The 25,856-nt window shown below is 40.8% G+C and carries 21 protein-coding genes and 2 tRNA genes; 21 read left to right on the forward strand and 2 right to left on the reverse strand.

Going from position 1 to position 25,856, the window contains the following annotated elements:
- The first annotated feature begins 1 nt into the window (after position 1).
- Both serB and CYCPU_RS0104735 read left to right on the forward strand, forming a co-directional pair.
- The gene (serB, locus tag CYCPU_RS0104730) at positions 2 to 829 is read left to right on the forward strand and encodes a phosphoserine phosphatase SerB (protein ID WP_016389457.1); all 828 of its coding nucleotides are present in this window, start codon (positions 2 to 4) and stop codon (positions 827 to 829) included.
- Between the two features lie 5 nt (positions 830 to 834).
- Positions 835 to 2,829: an ABC transporter ATP-binding protein gene (locus tag CYCPU_RS0104735; RefSeq protein ID WP_026362596.1), complete on the forward strand. Its 1,995-nt coding sequence runs from the start codon at positions 835 to 837 to the stop codon at positions 2,827 to 2,829.
- 10 nt (positions 2,830 to 2,839) lie between these two features.
- On the opposite strand, the gene CYCPU_RS0104740 is transcribed toward CYCPU_RS0104735, so the two are convergent.
- Complete coding sequence (locus CYCPU_RS0104740; RefSeq protein WP_020162072.1) at positions 2,840 to 4,438, reverse strand: LysM peptidoglycan-binding domain-containing protein; 1,599 nt, start codon at positions 4,436 to 4,438, stop codon at positions 2,840 to 2,842.
- Positions 4,439 to 4,496: 58 nt separating this feature from the next.
- Between CYCPU_RS0104740 and CYCPU_RS0104745 the strand changes: the two genes are divergently transcribed.
- The 6 genes from CYCPU_RS0104745 to CYCPU_RS0104770 all read left to right on the forward strand — a co-directional run bounded on the left by CYCPU_RS0104745 (position 4,497) and on the right by CYCPU_RS0104770 (position 8,299).
- The gene (locus tag CYCPU_RS0104745; protein WP_020162073.1) at positions 4,497 to 5,282 is read left to right on the forward strand and encodes a class I SAM-dependent methyltransferase; all 786 of its coding nucleotides are present in this window, start codon (positions 4,497 to 4,499) and stop codon (positions 5,280 to 5,282) included.
- Entirely contained in the window at positions 5,251 to 5,688 is a 438-nt protein-coding gene (gene rnhA, locus CYCPU_RS0104750; RefSeq protein WP_015005765.1) for a ribonuclease HI, read from the forward strand. Before CYCPU_RS0104745 ends, rnhA begins: the two co-directional genes overlap by 32 nt.
- A complete protein-coding gene (gene dnaQ, locus CYCPU_RS0104755) occupies positions 5,685 to 6,398 on the forward strand; it encodes a DNA polymerase III subunit epsilon (protein WP_020162074.1) in 714 nt (237 codons plus the stop codon). The genes rnhA and dnaQ overlap by 4 nt, the downstream gene beginning before the upstream one ends.
- Positions 6,399 to 6,630: 232 nt before the next feature.
- Positions 6,631 to 8,049 (forward strand): glutamate--tRNA ligase, encoded by a 1,419-nt coding sequence (gene gltX, locus CYCPU_RS0104760; protein WP_020162075.1) that lies wholly within the window; start codon positions 6,631 to 6,633, stop codon positions 8,047 to 8,049.
- A gap of 42 nt (positions 8,050 to 8,091) precedes the next feature.
- Positions 8,092 to 8,167: transfer RNA gene (locus tag CYCPU_RS0104765), tRNA-Ala, on the forward strand.
- Between the two features lie 56 nt (positions 8,168 to 8,223).
- Positions 8,224 to 8,299: transfer RNA gene (locus CYCPU_RS0104770), tRNA-Glu, on the forward strand.
- A gap of 159 nt (positions 8,300 to 8,458) precedes the next feature.
- On the opposite strand, the gene dinB is transcribed toward CYCPU_RS0104770, so the two are convergent.
- The gene (gene dinB / locus CYCPU_RS0104775) at positions 8,459 to 9,556 is read right to left on the reverse strand and encodes a DNA polymerase IV (RefSeq protein WP_016389451.1); all 1,098 of its coding nucleotides are present in this window, start codon (positions 9,554 to 9,556) and stop codon (positions 8,459 to 8,461) included.
- Between the two features lie 536 nt (positions 9,557 to 10,092).
- Here dinB and CYCPU_RS0104780 point away from each other — a divergent pair.
- From CYCPU_RS0104780 to CYCPU_RS0104840, 13 genes are all read left to right on the forward strand, one after another.
- Positions 10,093 to 10,386, forward strand: a complete 294-nt coding sequence (locus CYCPU_RS0104780) for a putative quinol monooxygenase (protein ID WP_020162076.1) — start codon at positions 10,093 to 10,095, stop codon at positions 10,384 to 10,386.
- Positions 10,387 to 10,513: 127 nt separating this feature from the next.
- Entirely contained in the window at positions 10,514 to 11,584 is a 1,071-nt protein-coding gene (locus tag CYCPU_RS0104785; RefSeq protein ID WP_015005770.1) for an efflux RND transporter periplasmic adaptor subunit, read from the forward strand.
- Complete coding sequence (locus CYCPU_RS0104790) at positions 11,577 to 14,663, forward strand: efflux RND transporter permease subunit (protein WP_020162077.1); 3,087 nt, start codon at positions 11,577 to 11,579, stop codon at positions 14,661 to 14,663. The genes CYCPU_RS0104785 and CYCPU_RS0104790 overlap by 8 nt, the downstream gene beginning before the upstream one ends.
- 180 nt (positions 14,664 to 14,843) lie before the next feature.
- Positions 14,844 to 15,440, forward strand: a complete 597-nt coding sequence (locus CYCPU_RS0104795; protein ID WP_015005772.1) for a TetR/AcrR family transcriptional regulator — start codon at positions 14,844 to 14,846, stop codon at positions 15,438 to 15,440.
- A 642-nt stretch (positions 15,441 to 16,082) separates the two neighbouring features.
- Entirely contained in the window at positions 16,083 to 16,997 is a 915-nt protein-coding gene (locus CYCPU_RS0104800; RefSeq protein WP_015005773.1) for a VOC family protein, read from the forward strand.
- Between the two features lie 97 nt (positions 16,998 to 17,094).
- Positions 17,095 to 18,342 carry an aromatic ring-hydroxylating oxygenase subunit alpha gene (locus tag CYCPU_RS0104805; RefSeq protein WP_232228588.1) on the forward strand — a complete coding sequence of 416 codons (1,248 nt, stop codon included), beginning with the start codon at positions 17,095 to 17,097 and terminating at the stop codon, positions 18,340 to 18,342.
- 34 nt (positions 18,343 to 18,376) lie between these two features.
- Complete coding sequence (locus CYCPU_RS0104810) at positions 18,377 to 19,201, forward strand: alpha/beta fold hydrolase (RefSeq protein WP_015005775.1); 825 nt, start codon at positions 18,377 to 18,379, stop codon at positions 19,199 to 19,201.
- 16 nt (positions 19,202 to 19,217) lie between these two features.
- Positions 19,218 to 19,703: an aromatic-ring-hydroxylating dioxygenase subunit beta gene (locus tag CYCPU_RS0104815; RefSeq protein WP_015005776.1), complete on the forward strand. Its 486-nt coding sequence runs from the start codon at positions 19,218 to 19,220 to the stop codon at positions 19,701 to 19,703.
- Positions 19,704 to 19,750: 47 nt separating this feature from the next.
- Complete coding sequence (locus CYCPU_RS0104820; RefSeq protein ID WP_015005777.1) at positions 19,751 to 20,923, forward strand: Rieske 2Fe-2S domain-containing protein; 1,173 nt, start codon at positions 19,751 to 19,753, stop codon at positions 20,921 to 20,923.
- A gap of 12 nt (positions 20,924 to 20,935) precedes the next feature.
- On the forward strand, positions 20,936 to 22,258 hold the full coding sequence (locus CYCPU_RS0104825; RefSeq protein WP_016389445.1) for an aromatic ring-hydroxylating oxygenase subunit alpha: 1,323 nt from the start codon (positions 20,936 to 20,938) through the stop codon (positions 22,256 to 22,258).
- Positions 22,255 to 22,761 (forward strand): aromatic-ring-hydroxylating dioxygenase subunit beta, encoded by a 507-nt coding sequence (locus CYCPU_RS0104830; RefSeq protein ID WP_016389443.1) that lies wholly within the window; start codon positions 22,255 to 22,257, stop codon positions 22,759 to 22,761. The genes CYCPU_RS0104825 and CYCPU_RS0104830 overlap by 4 nt, the downstream gene beginning before the upstream one ends.
- Positions 22,762 to 22,969: 208 nt before the next feature.
- A complete protein-coding gene (locus CYCPU_RS0104835; RefSeq protein WP_016389441.1) occupies positions 22,970 to 24,574 on the forward strand; it encodes a DUF1302 family protein in 1,605 nt (534 codons plus the stop codon).
- Positions 24,575 to 24,608: 34 nt separating this feature from the next.
- Positions 24,609 to 25,835: a DUF1329 domain-containing protein gene (locus CYCPU_RS0104840; protein WP_016389439.1), complete on the forward strand. Its 1,227-nt coding sequence runs from the start codon at positions 24,609 to 24,611 to the stop codon at positions 25,833 to 25,835.
- Positions 25,836 to 25,856: the final 21 nt, after the last annotated feature.

Here is a 25,856-nt window from a genome sequence, read left to right on the forward strand (position 1 = left end):
AATGAATAAATATATTTTCCATGATGCTCTTTTTTCTGATCAAGACCTTTCTTATATCAGTAAGGTTTTTGATACAAAAGCTGAACCTAACGATGGGTTTTATAGCTTAACGAGTCCACAGTTTGTTGAGCTTTCAGCAGTACGCCAGGCATTAAACTGCGATGTAAGTCGGTTACCAGATCATTTCGATGGACAGCAAGTACGCTTAATAGTCACTGATATGGACTCAACATTAATTTCTATTGAATGTATTGATGAAATTGCTGATATGTTAGGTATCAAGCCAAAGGTGTCGAGTATTACAGAAGCTGCGATGCGTGGTGAGTTAAATTTTGAAGAGTCGTTGACTCAACGAGTTGCGTTATTGAAAGGGTTACCTGTCGGGGAGTTGCAGCGTGTCTATGATGAACGGTTAAAGCTAAACCCGGGTGCAGAGAAACTTAATGATTATTTAAAGCAGTCAAAGATAAAGTTGGCCCTAGTGTCAGGTGGTTTTACTTTTTTTACTGAAAAATTAAAAAACAGATTAAACCTAGATTACACACTAGCTAATACCTTGGAAGTTGCTGATGGTTGCCTAACCGGTGCAGTGGAGGGTGATATTGTTGGCGCACAATCAAAAGCAGATTTGTTATTAGCGTTGTCTAAGGAATTGGGGTTAGCGCAGCATCAAGTGATAGCAATGGGTGATGGCGCCAATGACTTGTTGATGATGAATTGTGCTGGTTTAAGCGTGGCTTATCATGCAAAACCAACCGTTCAGGCTCAAACGGATATTCAATTAAACCATCGTGGTTTAGATGCTGTGGTTGATCTACTGAAAGCTTAATTAAGATGCGCGCACCGATACTGTCCGTTGACGGACTGATGACTCAATTTAATCAACCGTCTGAAACGGTTAAAGCGGTTGATGGTGTAAGTTTTGACATTGCTGAAGGGGAGACCTTTGCACTGGTTGGTGAGTCGGGTTGTGGCAAGTCAGTGACTGCTTTATCAGTAATGAGGCTGTTGTCTAATAACGCGCAAATAACAGCAGGAAAGGTACTATATCGGGGCGTCGATCTATTACGGATGGCAGAAAAAGATATGCGTCAGGTACGTGGAGCGCGTATATCGATGATATTTCAAGATCCAATGACATCGTTGAACCCAGTGCTAAGTATTGGGGAGCAGATTGCAGAAGCAGTTTTAGTACATAAGAAACAAGCCGCTGAGGATGTGAGAAAACGTGTCATAGGATTGATTAAACAAGTCGGTATACCGGATGCAGATGAACGTTATGCTGATTACCCCCATCAATTATCCGGAGGAATGAGACAGCGAGTGATGATTGCCATTGCGTTAGCAAATGAGCCTGATTTATTGATTGCCGATGAGCCGACAACAGCGCTAGATGTAACTATCCAAACGCAAATTCTACAGTTGCTTAAAGAATTGCAGCGAGAAATGGGCATGTCGTTATGGATTATCACGCATGACTTGGGCATTGTGTCTGATATGGCTGACAAAGTTGCGGTGATGTATGCAGGGCAGTTAGTTGAAATGGCATCGCGAGATGACTTTTTTAAAAAGCCAGTACATCCTTATAGTCAGCGTTTATTTGATGCTGTTCCTAAAATGGAAAAGCGCAAGGAGTCGTTGGTAACCCTGCCAGGCACAGTTCCTAAGCTATCGCAGCCATTTGTTGGCTGCCGGTTTGCAGATCGTTGTGATTTTAAACAGTCGTCTTGTGTAGATTCGACTATGGTTGAGTGGACCGAGGTATCTAATACACATCAAGTAAGGTGTATAAGGGTAGGCGAGCTTGAACTGGTTGAGAAACTAGGGACTACATTGGCTCCTTCAAATGAAGATGCGGTAAACCATTCATCGTTAACGGTTAATCAATTAAAAGTTCATTTTCCGATCAAGAAAGGCTTGCTAAAGCGCACGGTTGGGCAGGTTAAGGCGGTAGATGAGGTTAGTTTGGACTTAACAGCAGGCAGTACAACTGCGTTAGTTGGGGAGTCCGGTTGTGGCAAAACCACGTTAGGAAAAGCACTGTTACGATTGTTGCCTATTACATCGGGTGATGTTGTATATAAGGGGCAGAATATCGCAAAGCTCTCAGAAAAAGCTTTTCAAGCATACCGCCAGCAGCTGCAAATTATTTTCCAAGATCCATTCTCATCGATGAACCCAAGAATGCTGGTTGGTGATATTTTGGAGGAAGGAATTAGGGCGTTAAAACCTAATTTAAGTGATGCCGATGTTGTGCGTGAGTGCAACAGCTTACTGCTTAAAGTTGGCTTAACAACAGAGGTTAGATTACGTTATCCTCACGAGTTTTCAGGTGGGCAGCGTCAACGTCTTTGTATTGCCCGTGCTTTGGCGGTTAATCCGTCAGTAATTGTTTGTGATGAACCAACCAGTGCATTAGATGTTTCTGTGCAAGCGCAAGTTTTAAATTTGTTGAAACAACTGCAACATGAGAAAGGGCTTAGTTATTTATTTATTACTCATGATCTGTCAGTGGTGGCTTATTTAGCTGATAAGGTTGCCGTTATGTATTTAGGGCGAATTGTTGAATATGGCAAGGTTGAAGAGGTACTTAATCGCCCGGCTCACCCTTATACAAAGGCATTGATTGAAGCAGTTCCTAGCTGGGATAAAGATTTGGGGAAAAAGGTCATTAAACTGCCAGATAATATGCCATCACCCGCTAATCCGCCAACTGGCTGCCATTTCCATACACGTTGTGATCAAGCGATGGCTGATTGTAGCCAAATCAAACCGACTGATGTGTTATTGAGTGAAAGCCATAAAGTAGCCTGTTTGTTGTATCGGTAAACGTAGCTTGTTATGTCCTGGTGACATCAACAATAATTTTTAGTTTTTGTCCTGGCTTCAGGTATTTTTTATTTAAGGTGTTCCAACGTTTCAAATCTATAATGCTAACGTTGAACTTCCTAGAAATAAGGTACAAAGAGTCACCGCTTTTTACGGTATAGCGAATAGTCTGGTTTTTACGTTGAGAGGCAAGTTGTGTGCGCGGGCTTGGATGTGTTGGGTGCTGACTCCAAATAACCAGCTTTTGACCAATTTTTAAGGTATCTCTGGGGGCCATTGCATTCCATTTAGCTAAGCTGCGAACGCCCACTCCGTATTGTTTAGCAATACTCCAGAATGAATCGCCTGACTGAACGTAATACTCTACTTTTTGCCCCTGGCGCGTGGTGTTAATAATGTCACTTTTACGCATATCCGCACTACTAGCGTATAAACGATTATTGTAATTAGCCGTAGGTATAAGTAGATGCTTGCCAGCTCTGATCAGGTTGTTTTTAATAGGGTTAGCTTGTTTTATTTGTGTAACCGTCGTGCGGTAACGTCTAGCAATTTGTCCCAAAGTTTCGCCGTTTTTAACTTTATGGCGAACCCACTTTAAGCGTTGTGAGTCGGGTAAAGCAGCCAATTTAGTTTTAAAATCGGCAGATTTAGACACGGGAAGTAGTAGGTAATGGGGCCCTTCAGGGCTGGTTGCCCATTGGTTAAATGAAGGGTTAAGAATGTATAAGTCTTCAATGCTAATTTCGGCAAGCTCAGCGGCGCGAGCAAGGTCAAGTTGTTTTGTAATGTTTACTTTTTCAAAAAATGGCTCATTAGGGATATCGATGAGTGTTACATTGTACTTGTCGGCATTTGCAAGAATACTTGCAATGGCAATTAATTTGGGGACGTAATGTCGCGTTTCTTTGCGAAGGCTAAGTGCCCAAAAATCAGTTGGGTGACCGAGTCGCCTGTTCTTTCTCATTGCTGACGACACAGAACCGCCGCCTGCATTATAGCCAGCTAAGGCAAGAAACCAATCATCATCAAATCGTTTAGATAGTTTTGTAAGGTAAGTTAAAGCAGCATTTGTAGAAGCGTACACATCACGTCGCCCATCATACCACCAAGTTTGTTTTAAGCCGTATGCGACACCAGTAGAGGGGATGAACTGCCATAAACCAGCAGCTCTGCCATGCGAATAAGCAAAGGGTTTATAAGCACTTTCAACAATGGGTAAGAGGGCAAGTTCACCGGGAAGTCCGCGTTTTTCTATTTCATTAACGATATGGAAAAGATACGGTTTTGCATTTTGTTGAACGCGTATTAAATAGTCAGGGTGTTTGCTGTACCAGTCAATCTCAGCTTGGATGCGGTCGTTTTCAATGGTCGGGAATTGATACAATGAGAACAAACGAGACCAGAGATTTTTCGACAAATTGACGTTAGATGAAGGCGTTTTTTGAACAGCCTTTATAGTGCTTGAACTGGCTAGCGATTGTGCTTCAGTAGAAGGGTTTAGTTCAGCTGTTGGCGTCGGTTTAAGCTGTATCGGGGTACAAGAAATAAGTATAGTAAAGCTGGCAAATAAAAGAAAACTGATCGTTTTATTTGTGATTAAATATCGCATTGAATTGGGCTAGTTGTGACGGGTTAGTTTAATATTCTAATTATAGGTTGTTTAATTAATGGTAGACAGAAAAAACTCATTTATAGGCAGCACTAGCGAACTTCGTCATTGGTTTGAGTCGCCTATTGGGCAAATTTTTCGGCAAACGGAATCTGTTTTATTAAGTGAAAAACTCAAAGAGGGGTTTCACCCAGAAGTATTACAGCTTGATTTTATCGGTTGGGAAGACGAGCTTCATGAAGCAATGCGTTTTGCTCATTACACTATTTTGGACCATGAGTTAAACAAGACGACAAACTACCCATGCATCGTCGGGGAGGCCGATAGTTTACCGATAGAAACGCATAGTGTAGATGTTGTTATTATGCCTCATACATTAGAGTTTGAAGAAAACCCTCACCAAGTTTTGCGCGAAGTAGATCGAGTATTAAGGCCTGAAGGCATTATCTTATTGATGGGGTTTAATCCGTGGTCTTTTTGGCATTTACCTCGATTTTTACCAAAAGTGATGAAAAAAACACCTTGGAACGGTCATTTTATTAGTCGTTATCGGGTGGTCGATTGGTTAAGGTTGTTGAATTTCGAGATTGAAAAAAGCAAAGGTTGCTGTTTGTTTCCATTGCATAAAAAAGAAGCGACGACGACACGACAAAAACTTATTGAAAAGGTACTGGCCTGTTTGCCCTTTTTGCCAGCCGCATATTTTGTAATGGGTGTTAAGCGTGTTTCAGGTGGCACGCCTATTTTTCATTTAAAAGATTTAAAAAAACGATTTATTTCACCTCTAACTGAACCAGCGACAAAGGTAATACATGTTAAAAAAGAGCGTACAAATATACACTGACGGCGCATGCCGAGGAAACCCAGGAATAGGCGGTTGGGGCGCCAGTTTGCAGTACAACGGGACTAAAAAAGAAATTTACGGGGGAGAGCTAGAAACGACCAATAACCGTATGGAGCTAACCGCGGTAATTGAAGCGTTGAAACTATTAAAAGAACCAGCGGAATTAACCATCAATAGTGACTCTAAATATGTTTTAAGTGGCATTAATGAGTGGTTACCCAACTGGAAAAAAAGAAACTGGAAAACGGCGAGTAGAAAGCCCGTTAAAAATGTGGATCTTTGGCAACAATTAGATGCATTGGCTCAACCGCACACTATTAAATGGGTTTGGGTTAAAGGGCATAGTGGTAATGTAGGTAATGATAGGGCCGATGAGCTGGCAAATATGGGTATAGATTCATTATGAGACAAATTATTTTAGATACTGAAACCACTGGGCTTGAGCCAAAACAGGGGCACCGTATTATCGAGGTAGGATGCGTTGAGTTGGTTAATAGACGTTTAACAGGGAACAATTTCCATTATTACTTGAATCCGCAGCGAGATATTGATGAAGGGGCTGTTGAGGTGCATGGTTTAACAGCTGAGTTTTTAGCGGATAAACCGTTATATGAGAATATTGCAGAAGAACTTTTCGAGTATCTAAAAGGAGCCGAAGTGATTATTCACAACGCGGCATTTGACGTTGGCTTTATTAATCATGAATACAGTTTGATGGGTTCGGATCATACAGATATGGCATCGTGGTGTGAGGTGACAGACTCTCTGCATATGGCTAGAAAGATGTTTCCTGGCCAACGCAATAGCTTAGATGCGCTTTGCAAGCGCTTTGAGATAGACAATAGCCAACGAACGTTGCATGGCGCTTTGTTAGATGCTGAGATTCTAGCCGATGTGTATTTGATGATGACCGGTGGGCAAAACTCCCTGTTTGCTGATGAGCATCAAACGGATACTGTATTTGAGCCTAAAATGTTAGATAAGAATCGCCAGCTTTTACCAGTTATTAAGGCGAGCAGTGACGAGTTAGAAAAGCACGCTGAGCGAATGGAAATGATTAATAAGGCGTCCGGTGGCCAATGTGTTTGGGATAAAATTAACCAAACTGCTCAGTAGGTATAAGGCGTGTAAATATTAAGAAAAGTCATTGGTTTTAAATAGAGACTATTTTGTCGATCATGAGCAAATGACTTAATGCGATGTAACGAGCCATTACGGGGCTGCTAAAGCCTTAACGAAAGTTATTATTTTGTGATGGCTTCATTTAGTAACAGTTTTTTGCTGACTTCCATGAAACTTACCCTCGTTGAGTATAAAATATCGCTTTTATTTTATCTGGTGATTTTAAATGACAGTCCGTACACGATTTGCTCCTAGCCCCACAGGTTACCTACATGTTGGTGGTGCAAGAACAGCCTTATTTTCATGGTTATATGCTAAAAAAACAAAAGGGCAGTTTGTATTAAGAATAGAAGACACCGACCGTGAACGGTCTACAGACGAATCTGTGCAAGCTATTTTTGATGGTATGAAGTGGCTTGGACTATCCCATGATGAAGGGCCTTTTTTTCAAACAGAGCGATTTTCCCGTTATCAAGAAATTATTGAACAGCTATTAGAACAAGGTGATGCTTATCATTGTTATTGTTCTGCTGAAGAAGTAGAAGCAATGCGTGAGCAGCAGCGTGCTAATAAACAAAAACCACGTTATAACGGGAAGTGCCGACACCGTACAGAAGCTGTTGAAGGCGTGTCGCCAGTGGTACGCTTTAAAAACCCAGAAACGGGTATGGTTGTTTTTGATGATTTGGTACGCGGCGAAATATCCATTGCTAATGACGAGTTAGATGACCTGGTTATTGCCCGATCAGATGGCACACCAACGTATAACTTAACCGTTGTGGTGGATGACTTAGATATGAATATGACGCATGTGATACGCGGCGATGATCATATCAACAATACACCTCGACAAATCAACATTATGAAAGCACTTGGTGCTCAGGAACCTCGATTTGCACATGTGCCGATGATTCTTGGCGACGATGGCGCACGATTATCCAAACGACATGGTGCGGTTAGTGTTATGCAATATCGCGATGACGGTTTTCTACCCGAGGCCTTATTGAATTATTTGGTTCGTTTAGGCTGGTCTCATGGTGACAAAGAGTTGTTTACACAAGCTGAAATGATTGAGCTATTTGATATTAAAGATGTCAATAGAACCGCCTCAACATTCAATACAGAGAAACTACTTTGGATTAATCAACAATACATTATAAATAGTGACCCTAAGCGGTTGGTTGAGCCATTAAGTGAACAATTAGTAGCGCAAGGTTGTGATGTGGATAAGGGACCATCTATTATAGAGCTTGTAAAAACACAGCAAGAGCGCGCTAAAACATTAAAAGAAATGGCCGAAAAAAGTCTTATGTTTTATAATAACTATGAGGCGTTTGATGAAAAAGCAGCTAAAAAGAATTTAAAGGCAGCTAGTTTAGAACCCTTAGAAATGATGTTAGCAACATTTGAAGCGTTAGATGACTGGTCTAAAGAAAAGCTGCATGAGGTGATTATAAAAACGGCTGAAACTTTGGATTTAAAACTTGGAAAAGTTGCGCAGCCATTACGTGTTGCATTATCAGGTACATCAGTTTCACCAGCATTAGATGCAACGCTTTTCTTGTTGGGGAAAGAAACCTGTATAAAAAACATCAAAAGAGGGATAGATTACATAAAAAATAGAATTCTTCTGCAAGAAGGCTAGACACTTAGTTAATCATTCAGTACAATTCGCGTCCTGCCAAGAGGGGCCATAGCTCAGCTGGGAGAGCGCAACACTGGCAGTGTTGAGGTCAGCGGTTCGATCCCGCTTGGCTCCACCATTTTTTTGGTGATAAAGTGATTTAGACGATTCACTTTTGTAGTAAATATAGACTTAGTCCCCATCGTCTAGAGGCCTAGGACACCGCCCTTTCACGGCGGTAACAGGGGTTCGAACCCCCTTGGGGACGCCATTTAAAAAACCGCTTACAGAAATGTAAGCGGTTTTTTTATGCGCGTAGATATTTCTCAGATTTAAACAGGCTAGAGTGCTTTAGTAGAAAGATTTTAATAAGGCAGTATTTGTGAGAAACAACAATAAATGCTGAAAGGAGCGGACCTAAAAGGAGGGGTTAGTTTAAATTAAACTCAAGTTGATCAGCGGGCCCATTTTTTGCTTTTTTATCGTTCATACTTTGTAAACCACTGGCACTGATGCCGACTAATCGAACACCTTGTTGACCAGCGTCAGTGCGAGAGAGTAATTCTGTGAGTATGTTGGGTATTTCAGGTAATTGAATAAAAATTTTAGTACTGCTGTACGAACGAGTCACTGATTTAAAATTTGCGTATTTTATTTTTACGGTGATTGTTTTAGCCATGAACTGCTGAGCTGCTAAATTATCGAAGACCTTTTGCGCTAATTGATTGAGTTTTTCAAGCAGTAAGGTTTTATCATAAACATCCGTTTTGAATGTTGTTTCTTTACCTAATGATTTTCGAATACGTGTGCTGCGTACAGGGCGATGGTCGATACCACGCGCGATTTGGAAAAAGTACTCGGCTGATTTACCAAAATGCTTAGTTAATTCGACAGAGCTTTTAGAGCGTAAATCACGGCCTGTTTTAATGCCTAATTTATTCATTTTTATCTCTGTGGCAGGGCCAACACCGTAAAAACTTCCAATAGGTAGGGTTGCTATAAACGCTTCGCCTTGTTCTGGTCTTATAACATACAGGCCATCAGGCTTATCCATATCAGAGGCTATTTTTGCCAAAAATTTATTGTATGAAACACCCGCTGATGCAATCAGCTGCGTTTCGGCTTTAATGTCATGTTTAATGGCTTCAGCGATCCGCGTTGCTGAGCCTTTATATTCGCTGCTATGGCTAACATCAAGATAGGCTTCATCAAGTGATAAGGGTTCAACGTCTGTGGCATAACGCCAGAATATTTCATGGATTATTTTTGATACGGCTTTATAGGCATCAAATCTAGGCGGAATAAATATAGCTTGTGGACAAAGTCTGTAAGCGCGTGAGCAGGGCATGGCAGAATGAATGCCAAATTGGCGTGCTTCGTAGCTACAAGCCGCTACCACACCACGACTATTGGGCTGGCCACCGACAATAACAGGTTTGCCTTGTAGTTCAGGCTGGTCACGCTGTTCAACGGAGGCAAAGAAGGCATCCATGTCGATATGGATAATTTTTCGTTGCAAAGGGGTCATTAACTCACATTATGCCGAGTTTTCTTTATTTTAAGATAGGCAAGGCGCATTGTAATAAATAAGCCAGCAATAAAGATAGTGATGCCTGTTATAGAACTGCGATTAAAGGGCCCCCGGAATGGAGAAAGTGTCTAAAGAGAAAAAAATAATGGAAATTGTAACAGAGCCATTTAGTGACGGTGTCTGCAAAAATTAAATCTAGCTTGATGGTGCAGGTGAAATTAGTTTTATAATCGTCGGGCGCGTTATTATATGGCTAATTATGTATCTGCGGTTTAAGTAAATAAGCGTAGGGCTTGTGTGGTTTATCTGTACGTTTATTATAGCTTTACTAATTTTTCAGCTATACATGATGGTGTCAACATGCTTTAGTGGCTGTGAACAGCTAGGCGGATTACGGATGGCTAGTTATGAGAAGTTTTGCTTGCATCTGCCATGCATAGCTCACTTTTCTGTTAGTATTTTTGGCGTCAGGTTATGTTGACTGTTGACCATTGATAGCAAACCAATAATGAAAATTAAAATAGGAGAAAATAATGTCTATAGATGTAACGCTGGATATGCACGTGAGTGCAGACAATCGTGAAACGTTATTGAATACACTGGAAGCTATTTTGCCAGATACACGGTCCTTTAAAGGTTGTCAGAGTATTGTTGTAACTTGCAATGATGATGACCCTTTAAATATTGTGCTACTTGAAAAGTGGGAAACACGTGCAGATCATGAAAGCTATGTTGCTTGGCGTGGAGAACGAGGAGATCTAAAAAAACTGGGTGCTCTGTTAACAGCGCCACCGGCTTCTACGTTTCTTTCAGCCTTAGATATATAAGCGTTATTAAAAAATAATAGACTGGAGCTAAAGAAGCTTCAGATAAATAAAAATGATACCTTTTCTAGGTATTAATACTCGATAGGGGCTGACCTTCAGCCCCAAACTTTTATAATAATAAAAATTTATGCATATTTTATCCGTTGCTCTGATTGCTATTTTAGCCATCACTCTTAGTGCTTGTGGTGATGTATCGAATAGTCAACCATTAAATAAGCTCGTTGATGTAACTACTTTTTCATATCAACCGGCGACTCGTATTATGGATTACCCAGGTCGTGTTCAAGCTCGATATCAAACTGAGTTATCATTCCAGGTAGAAGGTCGTTTGATTGAGCGCCTAGTTGAAGTTGGTGATGTAGTGCAAAAAGGTGACCTTATTGCAGTGCTTGATGCAAAAGACTATGCGTTGAGCAATGAAAGCTATTCCAATAAGAAAAAGGCTGCTGAAGCAGATTTACAAAGAGCTCAGCGTGATTTGGCTCGGGCTAAAGAATTACGTCAAAAGAAGTTTATTGGGCAATCCGAGCTTGATAAAGCGATTAATATTGAACGAGCCGCTTATGCTGAATTAAACGTGATGAAAGCGGAATATGCTCAACGTGTGAATCAGCATGGGTATACGCAATTATTAGCCCCAGCAGACGGTGTTGTTATTTCACTTAGTAAAGAAGTCGGTGATGTGGTTAAAGCTGGCGCAGCCATTGCTATGTTTGCCTGGAAAGATGGTTGGGAATTTGTTACAGCGGTAGCAGAAAAAGAGATTAATCAATTATCAATTGGTCAGTCAGTCAGCGTTACACTTTGGGCCTATGACGATAAAGAATATGCTGCATCAGTTCGTGAAATTAGCCCTATTTCAACCATTAACGCCCCCTCGTATAGAGTAAAACTGAGTCTTAATGAGCAACCCAACGGGGTAAAACTGGGTATGACAGGGCATGCGTTATTTTCAATAAAAGAGGATCGTGTAGGCTTGTTGCCAACGTCTGCTATTGTTAAGAATGATGGTCAAATGATGGTCATGACCGTTGATTCAACGACAAAACAGGTTCGTGCTAAGCAGGTTACTCTGGGTCAATCACTAGCAGACCATGTGAGTATTGTTGATGGCTTAAAAGATGGCCAATGGGTGGTGATTGCTGGCGCTAATAAAATTGAAGAAGGTAATACGGTTAGAGTTTTAACCAATGAGTGATAAAGAGCGCATAAACCTCGCACGATGGGGAATAAAGCACTCACAGGTGCTGATCTATTTTATGGTTGTTATTTTGGTGGCCGGAACGTTTGCCTTTTTCAAGCTAGGGCAGCGTGATTTACCCGTTTTTGCAATTAAAACTATTGTGGTTAATGTGAAATGGCCCGGAGCGTCGGCAGAAGAAATGTCGCAATTCGTGACAGACCCCATTGAAACAAAATTACTAGAAGTGCCTTGGCTTCGCGAAGTCAGCTCGTTTAGTAAACCGGGTGAGGCGTGGTTAATCGTTAATATTGAAGATTTTATGCCAAATGCCGCGATAGAGATGAAGGATCGTGCGTATGACATACGAAAAAAAATCAATGATATTCAACACCGGTTGCCTGAAGGTGTTCAAGGTCCTTTTATTAATGATGAGTTTGGCGATATTTTTTCAATGGTGTACAGCTTCAATAGTGACGACTACTCATTTGCGGATTTGAAAGATTATGCTGAGAAAGCGCGAAATGCTTTGGTGCGTATTGAGTCAGTGGAAAAAGCTATTTTATACAGCGTACAAAATGAAAAAATATTTGTAGAGATGGATGATAAGCGTATGTCGGCGCTGGGTTTAGATCCTTTGCAAATTGGTATGTTGTTGCAACAACATAATAAGGTGCAAACCAGTGGCCGAATAGAAGGCAAGCAGTCCTATTATAGGCTTAGCCTTAATGATCGTTTTCAATCCATTGACGATATAAAAAAACTGCCTATTAAGCTACAGGATAATAGCGTTATATATCTTGAAAATATCGCCACTATTAGCCGAGGTTACGACGATCCCCCTGTATTCAGGATGCGTGTTAATGGTAACCCGTCTATTGGGCTAGGTATTACGATGCGTAAAGGCTATCAATTACTAACCTTGTCAGATGAGGTTAAGGCCACCATGGCAGAGTTTACAGAACAGTTACCCGCTGGTGTGGAGGTCGTTTTGGTGAGCGATCAGCCTAAATCTGTGCAAGCACAAATTAATCGGTTTTTGCTTAAATTATTAATAGCTGTTTTTATTGTATTGGTGGTTTGCTATTTCTCACTTGGGTTTCGTACCGGCTTTATCGTAGCGCTAGCCATTCCTGTGGTTTTGGGTTTGGTATTTGTCATGATGTCTATATTAGGAATCCCCCTTACCCGTACCTCTTTGGGTGCCTTAGTCATTGCACTTGGCTTGTTAGTAGATGATGCGATGATCGTGGTGGAATTAGTTCATGTAAAACTCGAGCAAGGTTGGGATAGGTTAAAAGCTGCTACCTATGCATATACTGCGACATCGAAACCGATGTTAAGTGGTACCTTAATTGCGGCCGTAGGTTTTTTACCAGTTTATATTGTCGATGCAGCACCGAATGAGATATTGGGTAATCTTTTTGTAGTGATTGGTGTGGCGTTAATTGCCTCTTGGATAGTGGCTGTTTTGTTAACCCCTTATTTGTCTTTTAAATTGCTAAAGGTTGAACACCAGGGTAAGCAGCATATACAAACGGCTAATGTCGACAATTCGGCTATGTATCAGAGTGATTTTTATAATCGGTTTCGCCGCTTAATCGCTTGGTGTATGTGTCATAACAAAACGGTACTAGGGGTCACGGCACTCTCATTCGTTTTGACCATATTTGGAATGCAGCATGTAAAAATGGAGTTTTTTCCAGGCAATGATCGCCCTGAGGCACTGGTCGATGTCTGGTTCCCAGAGGGGACTAGCTACCATCAAATGGAGCGTCAGATCGCCGATGTTGAACGGTTGCTAGACGCACAAGATAATATTGAAAATTACCTTACTTATATCGGCGGGGATTCTTTGCGTGTACAGAATGATATGTACATAGAGCAACCTAATGCGAACTACAGCAAAATTATTGTGATTGCAAAGAACCTAGAGGCACGTGCACAAATAAAAACCTTGTTAAGCGACTATTTTGCAACACATCAACCCAATGTGCGAACCCGTGTGTATAACCTTGTATATGGTTTACCGTTCAACTACCCCGTTCAATATTTAATCACTGGAAATGATGCTGAAAAATTGTCTGATATTTCTGAGCAATTAAAAGACATACTCAGAAATAATCCACAAACAAGAGATGTGCATGATAATCGCCGAGAAAAACGGGTGGTGGTAGATATTAAGCTTGACTTGCCCCGTGTGGCAGCTAGTGGGACTGATCCGGCTCAGTTGAGCAAAACACTCGGTGTTATGCTTAATGGCTTACCGGTGACTCAATATCGCGAGGGTAATGACCATATTGATGTTGTGCTTCGTAATGAATCGGAGAATCGTTATAACCTAGATCGAATTAATTATTTACAAGTGCCCTTAGGCAACGGCACAACCGTTGCGTTGTCTGAGCTGGCAGATATCAGTTTGAAATTTGAAGAAGGTGTTATCTGGCGCTATAACGGATATCGTTCGGTGATTGTGCAGTCATTATTGGAAGAGGGCGTGTTGAATTTTGATGTGGTTAAAGCGTTAAAACCACAGATAGATGAATTACGTGATTCATTACCTAGTGGTTATCGGGTTGAAGTGTTTGGAGAAGTGGATATCTCCAGAGAAGTTGATACACAATTAGCGAAAACAATGCCTTTTATGTTGATTGCGATACTTACCTTATTAATGTTTGAGCTAAATAGTATAAAAAAAATGTTCTTAGTTTTAATGACGGTACCATTGGGACTAATTGGAGTTGTCTTTATTTTATTAGTATTGGACTTGTCATTTGGTCTAGTAGCACGGCTTGGCTTACTGGCCTTGGTGGGTATTATTATTCGAAATTCGATTATTTTAATGGATCAAATTGATCAAGATTTAGCAGCGGGTTCATCACCTTGGAATGCGGTATTGGAGTCAACTGTACGACGTGCTCGGCCGATTATTTTGACAGCCTTGGCAGCTATTTTCGCGATGATACCGTTGATTACAGATTATTTTTGGGGTCCAATGGCGATCACTATGATGTCGGGACTGTTAGTTGCGACCTTGTTAACATTGCTGGTATTTCCAACGATGTACGTGGCGTTTTTTAAGGTTAAAGGTCAGTAAAGGGTACTGGCTGAGCGCAGAAACTAATAACGATTATTCTGAGCGCAGCGGCCTTAAAAGTATTGCTGTATTAAGGAAAGTTATAGGTTCTTGCACTTATAAACTGCTCTATATCAAGGTTGAAGTTCTTTTTTTTTATATTACTTGTATACTATTTCTTTTAGTTTAATAATTTTTGAAATGAAATTATCGAAAGGATTGGATAAGAAAAATAAAATATTTGATGTTGCGTTAACGCTATTTTCAAAATATGGCTTTAAGGCAGTTACTATGAGAGAGATAGCTGCTAAATCATCGACCAGTCTCGGTTCCTTATATATTCACTATAAATCAAAGGCAGAGTTATATGACATGGTTTTAGACAGTGCTTACCTTGAGCACGCTAAAGCATGGCGAGTAACCTCTGATCCTGATGAAACTTTAGAAAGCAAACTGTACCGATTTATAAATAACTTTTGCCACTTTATGAATGATAACGTTGAAGTGGCGAAGCTTTTTAAACGTGAACAACTGGATGCTGATCCTAAGCGTATTAAGAAGCTTGCAGAGAAGGTATTATCCGAAGAATATAATAATTTAAAAGAGCTAGTGATAGAGGCTAACCCTACATGTCATGCAGATGTCACGACGGTTTTGATTTTTGGTATGGCACTAAATTATTATGAAACGATGGAATTTAGAAAATACTTTCCTGGTTATGATGATTCCATCAATAGTCCAGATTTTATTGCAGAGCAAATATTTAATATGGCAATAGCGGGGCTTAAAAGTACGTAAGCGCCTAGTTAATCTTCAATATGTTTATGCGAATTGTTCTTAACAACTGTAAGCAAACTCGTTTAAATATCTAAATTATTTAAATTCCCAAGCTAATTCCAGACTTATTGCGTTGATAATTCCTACTAACGCATTCAGTGTATTGACTACCACGAGTGGTAATAACCTTTATTGTTTTAAGAAATTGATCAGTAAAATCTCATTAATAATCAGATCCATTTAAATGTAATGTGACTCTTAAAAGGGGATGGTTATTTATTTCCTAAGTTGTTGATTAATGATGAGTTAGATCGGTTTCAATTATTTCCCTGTGCACATTCCTTCTGTAAAGTACTTTTAAATATCTATGAACAAATGTTCATTTTGATGTTGAAGTTATAAAAACACGCTGATAATATTTATGTGAACAATTGTTCATATTGTTTTAAAAAAACATTTAATCCATAGAATATGGGGATGAACAAAAGTTCAAATAATTGTTGCGACGCAAAAAAACAGGTGGTAGGATTTAGTGAACAAGTGTTCATTTGAACTAGAAATGAAAAGGTAGATGTTAAGTATTAAGACTAATTAATGAATGGTTAACGAAAAAAGTTTCAAAATTTTAACGTTAAACATTTAATTTATATCAGCAGAGGACGTATGAATTTAGATCAATTAACTCCATCCAGTTTGGGATATTTTGTTTTTAAATCCGATAAATTGGCGGAATGGAACACTTTTTTAAAGGACCTAGTTGGTCTGCAGCTTAGTGACAAAAGTAGTGACGATCAACTTGCTTTTCGTATGGATAAGCAAGAACAACGAATCATTATTGAAAAAGGGTCAGCAAATGATTTATCAGCAGTCGGTTGGGAATATGATAATGATCAATCGCTGAATGAAGTTGTTCTACATATAAAAGGAAAGGGTGTTGAGATTGTAAAAGCAGACCAGAAGTTTTGTGAAAGTAGGGGGATTAAGAAAGCCTATATATGCACAGACCCGGATGGGGTTGATCATGAACTATATTATGGCGCATCGATTATCCCGATGAATGACAGTTTTAAATCGGATGTTTTGGTTGGGCAATTTTTAGCTGATCGTTTTGGTGCTGGTCACTATGTTGCTAATGCTGAAAATGTTGAGATGAGTCTTAACTTTTATAGGAATGTATTGTGTATTCGATTAAGCGATTATATCACCGGTGAGGTTTTTCCTGGTGGGCCAGTATTAGAAGCTACTTTTTTACATACAAAAACTGGCAGACACCATTCTGTCGCCTGTGCAAGTATCCCAATACCTAAAAAGCTACATCATTTTATGATCGAGTATGAAAATATGAATGACGTTGGTCTCGCTTTTGATCGCTTTAAAAAGGCTGATACACCTTTTTTTATGGAGCTTGGTCATCACCCAAATGATCAAATGTTTTCTTTCTATGTTCAAACACCCGATGGTTTTGGTTTAGAAATTGGTTGGGGCGGAATAATCATTGAAGAAGATAACTGGGAAGTTAAGACGTATTCCCAATTAAGTGATTGGGGTCATGTTGAACCTAGATCAAATGACAACTAAAAATTTTTTCAAAAAATGAACGTCTGTTCATAAGTGTGTGAGTTTGGTAACAAATTTGTATTAAGTTCTTTGGAAAATAATGATGAGGGTGAATAAAGTGAATGAAAAAAATAAAGTAATTAATAGCTTGGATTGGAGTGACTCAACAAAAATTCCATTTGAAGTTTATACAGACGAAAGTATTTATAAGCTTGAACAAGAAAATATTTTTCGTGGTGAAACCTGGAGTTTCGTTGCGCTGGAATCTGAATTAGCAGAAGCATTTAGTTATAAGTCGACATTTGTAGGTGATGTGCCTGTTGTCGCAACCCGTGATGATAAAGATAACTTCTATGTATGGGTTAACCGCTGTTCTCATAGAGGTGCAGAAGTTTGTAGAGAACGACATGGGAAGTCTGAAGATGGCGTTTTTACTTGCGTTTACCACCAGTGGGCCTTTGATGCGTCAGGCGAGTGTGTTGGGGTTCCTTTTCGTAAAGGCCATGGTGGAAAAGGTGGTTTTCCTAAGGACTTTAAGCCGAGTGACCGACCTTTACAAAAGTTAAAAGTTGAAAGATTGGGTGGGCTTATTTTTGCAAGTTTTGCTGATCAAGGGCCAACATTAGAGGAATACCTAGGCCCTCAAATGCTCAAAATGATGTTGAGGGTGTTATGTAAGCCGATCGAATACCTCGGCGTGACTCGGCAATATGTTAATGCTAATTGGAAGCTATATACAGAGAACACTAAAGACCCTTATCACGCCAGTTTACTGCATCTTTTTCATGCCACGTTTGGTGTTTACCGATCTACGATGGGTGGTGGTGCTGAAATAGGTGGGCCGTTAAATATGCATAGCCTTCTTAGCGCCTATGTTATTGAAAATGAAGATAAATCTGAGTACGAAAAAGGTGATTTAAGAACCTATGATACAGGTGTTAAGTTAGCTGATACCTCTGTTTTAGAAGTTACACCAGAATTAGACCCAGTTTTTACCAATCATATCCAATCTATTTTCCCTTCAATGGTGTTACAGCAAATTCATAACACCTTGGCGGTACGTCAAATTATTCCTAAAGGTGTCGACGAATTTGAGTTGGTGTTCCATTTTTTTGGCTATGAAGATGATACCCCTGAATTAAGAGCTGAAAGAGTTAGGCAGATGAACTTAGTAGGCCCAGCGGGTTATATCTCTATGGAAGATGGTGAAGCCACTGAATTGGTTCAAAACGCCATTAAGGGTGATCCAAGTCATCATTCATTGATGGCAATGGGTGAAGACGGAGATGAAGGTACGTTGTTAACCGAGTCGATATTACGTGCCTATTGGAAAGGTTATCAGCAAATTATGGGTGTGACTCAGTAAAGGTTTATTAATAATTAAATATAAGGATAAAGAGATGAACGAAGCAGATTTTGAAACAAAATATATTGATGTTAACGGTGTTAAAACTTGTTATATAGAAGAAGGGCAAGGTGAGCCGGTCATTTTAATTCATGGTGGTGGAGCAGGTGCCAATAGCTACGGTAACTGGTTTGCAAGCCTGCCTCTTTTCGGTAAGAAGTTTAGAGCGATTGCCATCGATATGATTGGCTTTGGTAAATCTGAAGGCCCTGCTGTCATTGGAGCGGACTGCTCACAAAAAACCCGCTATGACCATTTAGCTGGCTTTATTAAAGCCATGGGGTTTGAAAAAGCAACATTGGTTGGAAACTCTATGGGTGGCGCAACGGCTATGGGTGTTGCGATTGAGTACCCAGAGCTTGTTGATAAATTGGTGTTGATGGGAAGTGCTGGTCTCAATACAGAAATCTCAGAAGCATTGATGCCGATCTTGAAATATGACTTCACTAAAGAAGGTATGGTGAAAATGGTTCAAGCGTTAACCAATGATGATTTTGTTATTACTGATGAGATGATCGATTACCGTTTTGCCAACTCTATAGACCCGAGTAATAAAGAAGCTTATGGCAATGTGATGGAGTGGATTAAATCTCAGGGAGGGCTTTTTTACGAGGATGAATACATTGCGAAAATCACCCAGAAAACATTAGTTGTAAATGGCAAAAATGATCTGGTTGTTCCCTTAACTCACGCGCACAAATTTTTAGAATTAATTAATGATTCATGGGGTTATATAGTCCCTCATTGTGGTCATTGGGCGATGATTGAGCATCCAGAAGATTTTGCATCAGCGGTTAGCCAATTTATTGAATCTCACTAATTCGAAGGAAAATTAGATGCCTAATATACCCTTAACCATAGAATTAAAAAGCGAAGTAGAACAACTGCTTAATAGCTATGTCCAGTGTATTGATGATGATGACCTTGAACATTGGCCAGACTTTTTCACGGAAGATTGTTTGTACCAAATCATTCCTAGGGAAAACCATGAAATAGGCTTGCCAACAGCGGTGATCTGGTGCGATAGCCGTGGAATGTTAGCTGACCGTGTTACAGCTTTGCGTCATGCAAATGTATATCAAGTGCAGTGGTACCGTCACATTATTAGCAACCCAATGATCAGTACAGAAGACGGAGAGACCTTTCATGTGCAGTCTAATTATGCGGTCTTTAAAACATGTAACGACGGTGAAAGTAGCGTTTACAACGTGGGTCGTTATGTCGATGAAATAGTTCGTGATGAAGGGGTTCTTAAGTTTAAAAAGCGTTCTGCTATTTATGACACTCATCGAATTACGACTCTGATGGTTATCCCAATTTAAACCTAAGCATCACTTGTAATTTAAATTTAATTTAAAAGGAAAATGTTATGGATCAAAGTGAAAGAATTTTAGTCAACGAAGAGGTCGTGAAAAAGAACAAGTTATGGCCGAACTTTATTAAGGCCAAGCTGGGGTTTAGAAACCATTGGTACCCCGTCATGTTCGGTAAAGAAATAGAAGAGGGCAAGCCTGTTAAGGCGATGTTATGTGGTGAAAACCTATTACTCAACCGAATTGATGGAAAAGTTTATGCCATCAAAGATAGGTGTTTACACCGAGGTGTTGCCTTTTCTAAAAAGCCTGAGTGTTATACAAAAGAGACCATTACCTGTTGGTATCATGCTTGGACGTATCGATGGGACGATGGCTCGTTATGCGACATTATGACGGACCCTAAAAGCGATATGATTGGTAAGCATCGTCTTAAAACGTATACCGCGCAAGAAGCAAAAGGGCTTGTATTTATTTTTCTCGGCGATATTGAACCTACCCCTCTGATTAATGACGTACCACCTGGGTTTTTAGATGAAGGGCGTGCGATTAGAGGCATTAAACGAGAAGTTGGGTCAAACTGGAGAATCGCTGCTGAAAATGGTTTTGATTCAACACATGTTTTTATTCATAAAGACAGTAAGTTAATACCAAACAATGAGACCGTTATTCCATTAGGGTTTGCGACAGATCGTGAAGAAGAAGCAAAAGGCACCTTATGGGAAGTAGTTAATAACGAAGACGGACCTAAGGGTGTTTACGATAATATCGGCCAGCATGCGGTTCCCGTCGTTGAGGGTAAAGTAGATGGTGAAACAGTTCTTCGTCCGGTTATTGGTGGTGATAAACGCATAGCCAACCAAATCTCAATATGGATGCCAGGCGCCCTTAAAGTAGACCCCTTTCCAGACCCTTCATTGATTCAATTTGAATGGTATGTGCCAAGAGATGAAAACTCACATTGGTATATTCAAACGCTTGGTAAAGAAGTGGCTAATGAAGCTGAAGAGCAAGAGTTTGAAAAAGATTTTAATGAAAAGTGGGAAGACTGGGGGCTACGTGGCTTTAATGATGATGATATTTGGGCCCGTGAAGCGATGGAAGAGTTTTACAAGGATGACTGGGGTTGGATTAAAGAACAGTTATTTGAGCCAGATGGAAATATAGTCGCGTGGAGACAGTTAGCCAGTGAAGCAAATCGCGGTGTCCAAACACTAGAAGATTTATAACTGGGTGATCAAATGAGCACACTCAATAATGATGCTTTAGACGAACTGTTTGATAGGCGCCCCGACGACGGTATCTACAAGGTTAACCGACGTGTATATAACGACCCCGCTCTTTACGAGCGGGAGTTGGAGAGTATTTTTGAAGGGTCTTGGATATATGTCGCGCATGAAAGCCAACTACCGAATAAAGGGGACTTTGTTACAGTCACCATGGGTAGACAGCCTGTCATTATTAACCGCGATATGAATGGGCAAATTAATGGTTTCATCAATGCTTGCCCACATCGGGGCGCACGTTTATGTAGAACAGAACGGGGTAATACGAAAAGCTTTATATGCACCTATCATGGTTGGGCATTTGCTAGTGATGGTGAAGCAAAATGGATTCAGCGAGAAGAAGAGGGCTATCCCGAGCTGCTTGATCATAAGAATGACGTCGGCCTAAAACATGTTGAGAAAGTAGAAAGTTATCGTGGCTTTATCTTTGCAAGCCTATCTGCAGATGTTCCTACCTTAGATCAGCATTTATTGGGGGGTAAGGCTTATATCGATATGTTGGTTGACCAGGCGCCGAACGGGCTAGAAGTGTTAAAGGGCAGTTCGAGTTGTGTTTATAAGGGTAATTGGAAACTGATGCTTGAAAATGGCGGTGGTGATGGATTACACCCAGATTATGCACACAGCTCGCTATTAAAAGTAGCCGATCGAAAATTGCAAAGAAGCACTGCAGTTCAGACCATGCAGGTTTCAAAAATGTATGAGCAAGTTGGTGGGCAGTGGGCTTTTGGTAATGGCCATACTGGCATTTGGTTTAATTTTCCAAACCCTGAAGACAGACCGGCTTATAAGCATTTGGCTGAACTAAGTAAAGCGTACGGAGAAGACAGAGCTCATTGGATGACCGGTGTGTTTCGTAATCTATCTATCTACCCTAATTTACATTTGCTGGACCAAATGGCGACGCTTATTCGCACCTTTAGACCCTTAGATGTAAACCGTACAGAAATAACTTTTTTCTGCATAGCACCAGTCGGTGAGCCAGTTGAAGATAGAAAAAACCGTCTGCGTCAATTTGAAGAGTTTTTTGCCGGTAGCGGAATGGGTACGCCAGATGATAATGCTGAGTTTGAAGAATGTCAGTCAGGTTCTGAAGGGCGTAATTTAGCCACTAGCTATATTTCTTTTGGCCTACATTCACGCCACGAAGGTACCGATGAAGTTGCTAGTAACTTAGGTATTGAGCTGTCTCATAGTGGGATCATCGGCTATGAGGGTTGCACAATGACGCAATATGACCGTTGGATAGAGCTGATGACGAAGGAAGACAAATCATGAAAACACAAGTTGTAGATTTTGATACGTGGAACTTATTGTCCGGGGTTTTATATGAAGAAGCGGCTGCTTTAGATGAACAGCGTTGGGAAGATTGGTTGTCCTTGTATGCAGATAATTGCGTTTATTGGGTGCAAGCTTGGGATAGTGAACATGAGTTGTCATGTAATCCTGAGAATGATGTATCGCTGATCTATATGGATAACAAATCCATGCTAGAAGACCGTAAATGGCGTTTTACCAGTGGTACATCACCTGCTTCAGTGCCACTACCAAGGACTAATCACCTCATCGGAAATGTACAGCTTGTTGAATTCAGTGGTGAAAAGGCCGTATTAAAAAGCCATTGGCAAGTTGCTTCGTATAGGTTCCGAGAGCTTACCCAAATAGCTGGGCGTAGTCGATATATGCTGACGTTAGACAATGGTCTATGGAAGATCGAACAACGGCAGACAGTTCTTGTGAATGATCAGGTCCAAACAACCTTGGATTTATACCATATATAGATGTTCAACAGAGGTGTTTAAGCATTGAAGTAGGTTTTGGTAACAAAAAGGCGAAAGAAATATTTATTAAATTAACGAGTGATTTTGTACAGATATCTTTTATCCATAAAAAGCTAGAAATTAGTGAATGACAGTTAATGGATATGCAGATATGGGGATAAGGATTTAAATAGTTTTAAATACTTTAAATGGGAAATAGGAGCATAAAATGCGCACAACTCAGACTATAAAAAAGCTGATAGCAATCGGCCTGACAACGTTGGTTGTCAGTCCATCGGCACAGGCAATTGATTATCTAAACGGGGATTTACGTGTATCCGGATTCGTTCGAGCACAAACCGCTATCTCCACCACCAGTGATAAAAATGCGGCCAACACAGCATTAGGCCAACAAGATAATCCCGACTTTAACTTAAACCGCGTCTGGGGGATTGCAGACTTTGACTACCGTCCATCAAGCTTAAGAAACGGCTTGTTTGATAGCGTTCGCTTATTTTCACGGGTCAAACTGGCGTATGACCTCACCGAAGATTTAAGCGGCGGCGTCGATAGCTACGATGCCTTCTCTGCCTCCAATAACCTTAAAGATCGCGGCACGATGATGAATGCAAGCAACGACACCGCATCAGCCGATATCTGGGAACTCTTTGTCGACATTAAAAAAGGCAAATTATGGACACGGTTAGGTCGTCAAAACATCGTCTGGGGAGAATCTGATGGGGTAAGACTGTTAGATATTGTTAACCCACTGGACAATGCCTGGCACCCATTTGAAGGCGGCGGTGAGCTCTTTGATCACCGTCGTATTCCATTGTGGATGGCACGGTTTACCTACCAACTACCCATCAATGATATGAGCGTCGACTTCTTCTATAACCCCGGTGACTTTGTTCCCACAGTACAGGCGGATATCGGTTCACCTTGGAACGTAAACCCCTTACCACGTGATGGTGTTGGCGATCCGGCTGATGGGTTTTTAGTCGTAGGCAGCCCATTTGGACCCACCTTAGCACCCGGCACCACCTTCATCGTGGATGACGACACCAATGATTGGCGCGGCGAAGACCAATGGGGAATACGCTTATTAGGCTCACTAGGTGGGTTTAATTACACCTTAAATTACTTAAGCTTAATTGATCAAGATGGGGTGATTTCAGCGACCAACACACTCCCTGTTTTCACACCAACACCGCCAACAGCACCAGGTGCGCCAGTAGCCGTACTGCCCGTGCTACAAAACACCCATGAGCGCTTAGATATAGCAGGGGCTTCATTTAACTGGTATGCCGATAGCCTTGCCGCGGTGTTTAGAGGCGAAATGTCCTACACCTTTGATAAGCCGTTTGCAAAATCTGCCTCAAACCTACAGTTTGCTGGGCCTGTCCCGCTGAACCCGCAAGATGCACTCGGGGTCGCTCATCGAGATGAAATGAAAGTAATGTTAGGTATTGATCGACCTTCCTTTATTTTCTCAAAAACTAGAACGATGAACATCTCCGCTCAGGTGATCTATATCGAACGTGAAAAAATATCCCTTGATACAGATCTTAACGGATTAGCGGCTCGAAAAGATGAAACACAACTCACACTGAACTTAAGTCAGCCCTTCGACAATGATCAGTTTTTCGTTGAATTCTTTGGCTTGTATGACATAGACGGCGGTTATTGGTTACAGCCCCAAGTCAGATGGCAGCCGGGTAATAACTGGCGTGTATGGGCTTACTACAACGCCTTTGGCGGAGAAGAAGAACGCAGTATCGCCGTGTATGACCACGCTGACGAAATGAATATAGCCGTGTCATACCAGTTCTAATCAATCATTCATAAAAATTTAAGAGGTCATGAAAATGAATATAAATGAAATAATGAAACATGCTTTGAGCGCACTCATTATCAGCAGTGCATCAACAATGGCATTTGCCAAGGTTCCGCAAGTCGGCGATGTGATTGATGCCAGCAATGTAGACCAATACAGCGAATACTTAATTGAATCAGCGATTGCACTTGTTAAACAAGGTCAGGTACTCAAAGTCACACCGACTTCTGAAAAAGGCTCATTAAGTAACCCGGAGTTTTTGCAAATCACTGAGGCAAACAAAGGTAAAGCCAGAATACTGGACGAATACGGGACATTGGGCCTTGAAGATGGCTCGCCATGGATCGGTGGATTGCCCTTCCCGGTTGCTGAAAAAGGTATCGAGGTGATGGTTAATTATCAGGTCGGTAACCTCGCTTTAGAGGGTGATGACTTTGGTCATGTGAATGGTCCTGATTTTCCGATTAGTCGATTAACCTATATCAATAGCGATGGTGATGTTTATAAAGAAGCGACCATGGGGATGACGCAAATCATGATGACAGGTCGAGTGGCCGCTGAACCAAAACCAAGCATTCCTGGTTATGAAGATGAAACCACAAGAAGGATTATCAAGTTTATTGAACCCTATGATGTGAAAGGTATTATTTCCTTAGATATTCAATACCGAGACCAAAGTAAGTTACCAGAATCTTATGTTTACTTACCATCGTTTAGACGGGTTCGCCAAGTGGCTACAGCGAACAGAACTGATTCGCTTGCAGGCTCAGAATTAACACAGGCAGATTTAAGTGGCTTTTCAGATCCAATGGGCCTGTGGAAATTCAAAATTATTAAAAAAGGTTTAATGTTGGTAAACACAAGGAGCATAACGCCTACGGTTCCTTATCCAGAGCCTATTACACTGCATAATAAGTTTTTCCCACAACCTCAACGTCAAATGGAATTGCGTGAAGCCTATGTAGTAGAAGCGATTCCAAGGTATGACACGGTTTATGGTAAGAAAATTATGGTATTTGATGCTGAGGTTTATCGATTGGGTGATGTGGCTATTTATGACAACGCCGGCAAACTTTATAAAGCTTTTCAGCAAGATTTTGGTGTAACAGATGGTAATCACCCCATACCAACATGGATGGTGGCACTTAACTTGCAAACAGGAAGCGGGACCGTATTTGGTAATTACGATATGGGGCTTAATTTAAACCCATCGGTCACTGTGACAGAAAAATCATCAATGAAAAACTTAGCGAGATAATCAAAATGCCCCTTGGGCGAT

This window comes from Cycloclasticus pugetii PS-1, assembly GCF_000384415.1.
GTDB classification, from domain to species: domain Bacteria; phylum Pseudomonadota; class Gammaproteobacteria; order Methylococcales; family Cycloclasticaceae; genus Cycloclasticus; species Cycloclasticus pugetii.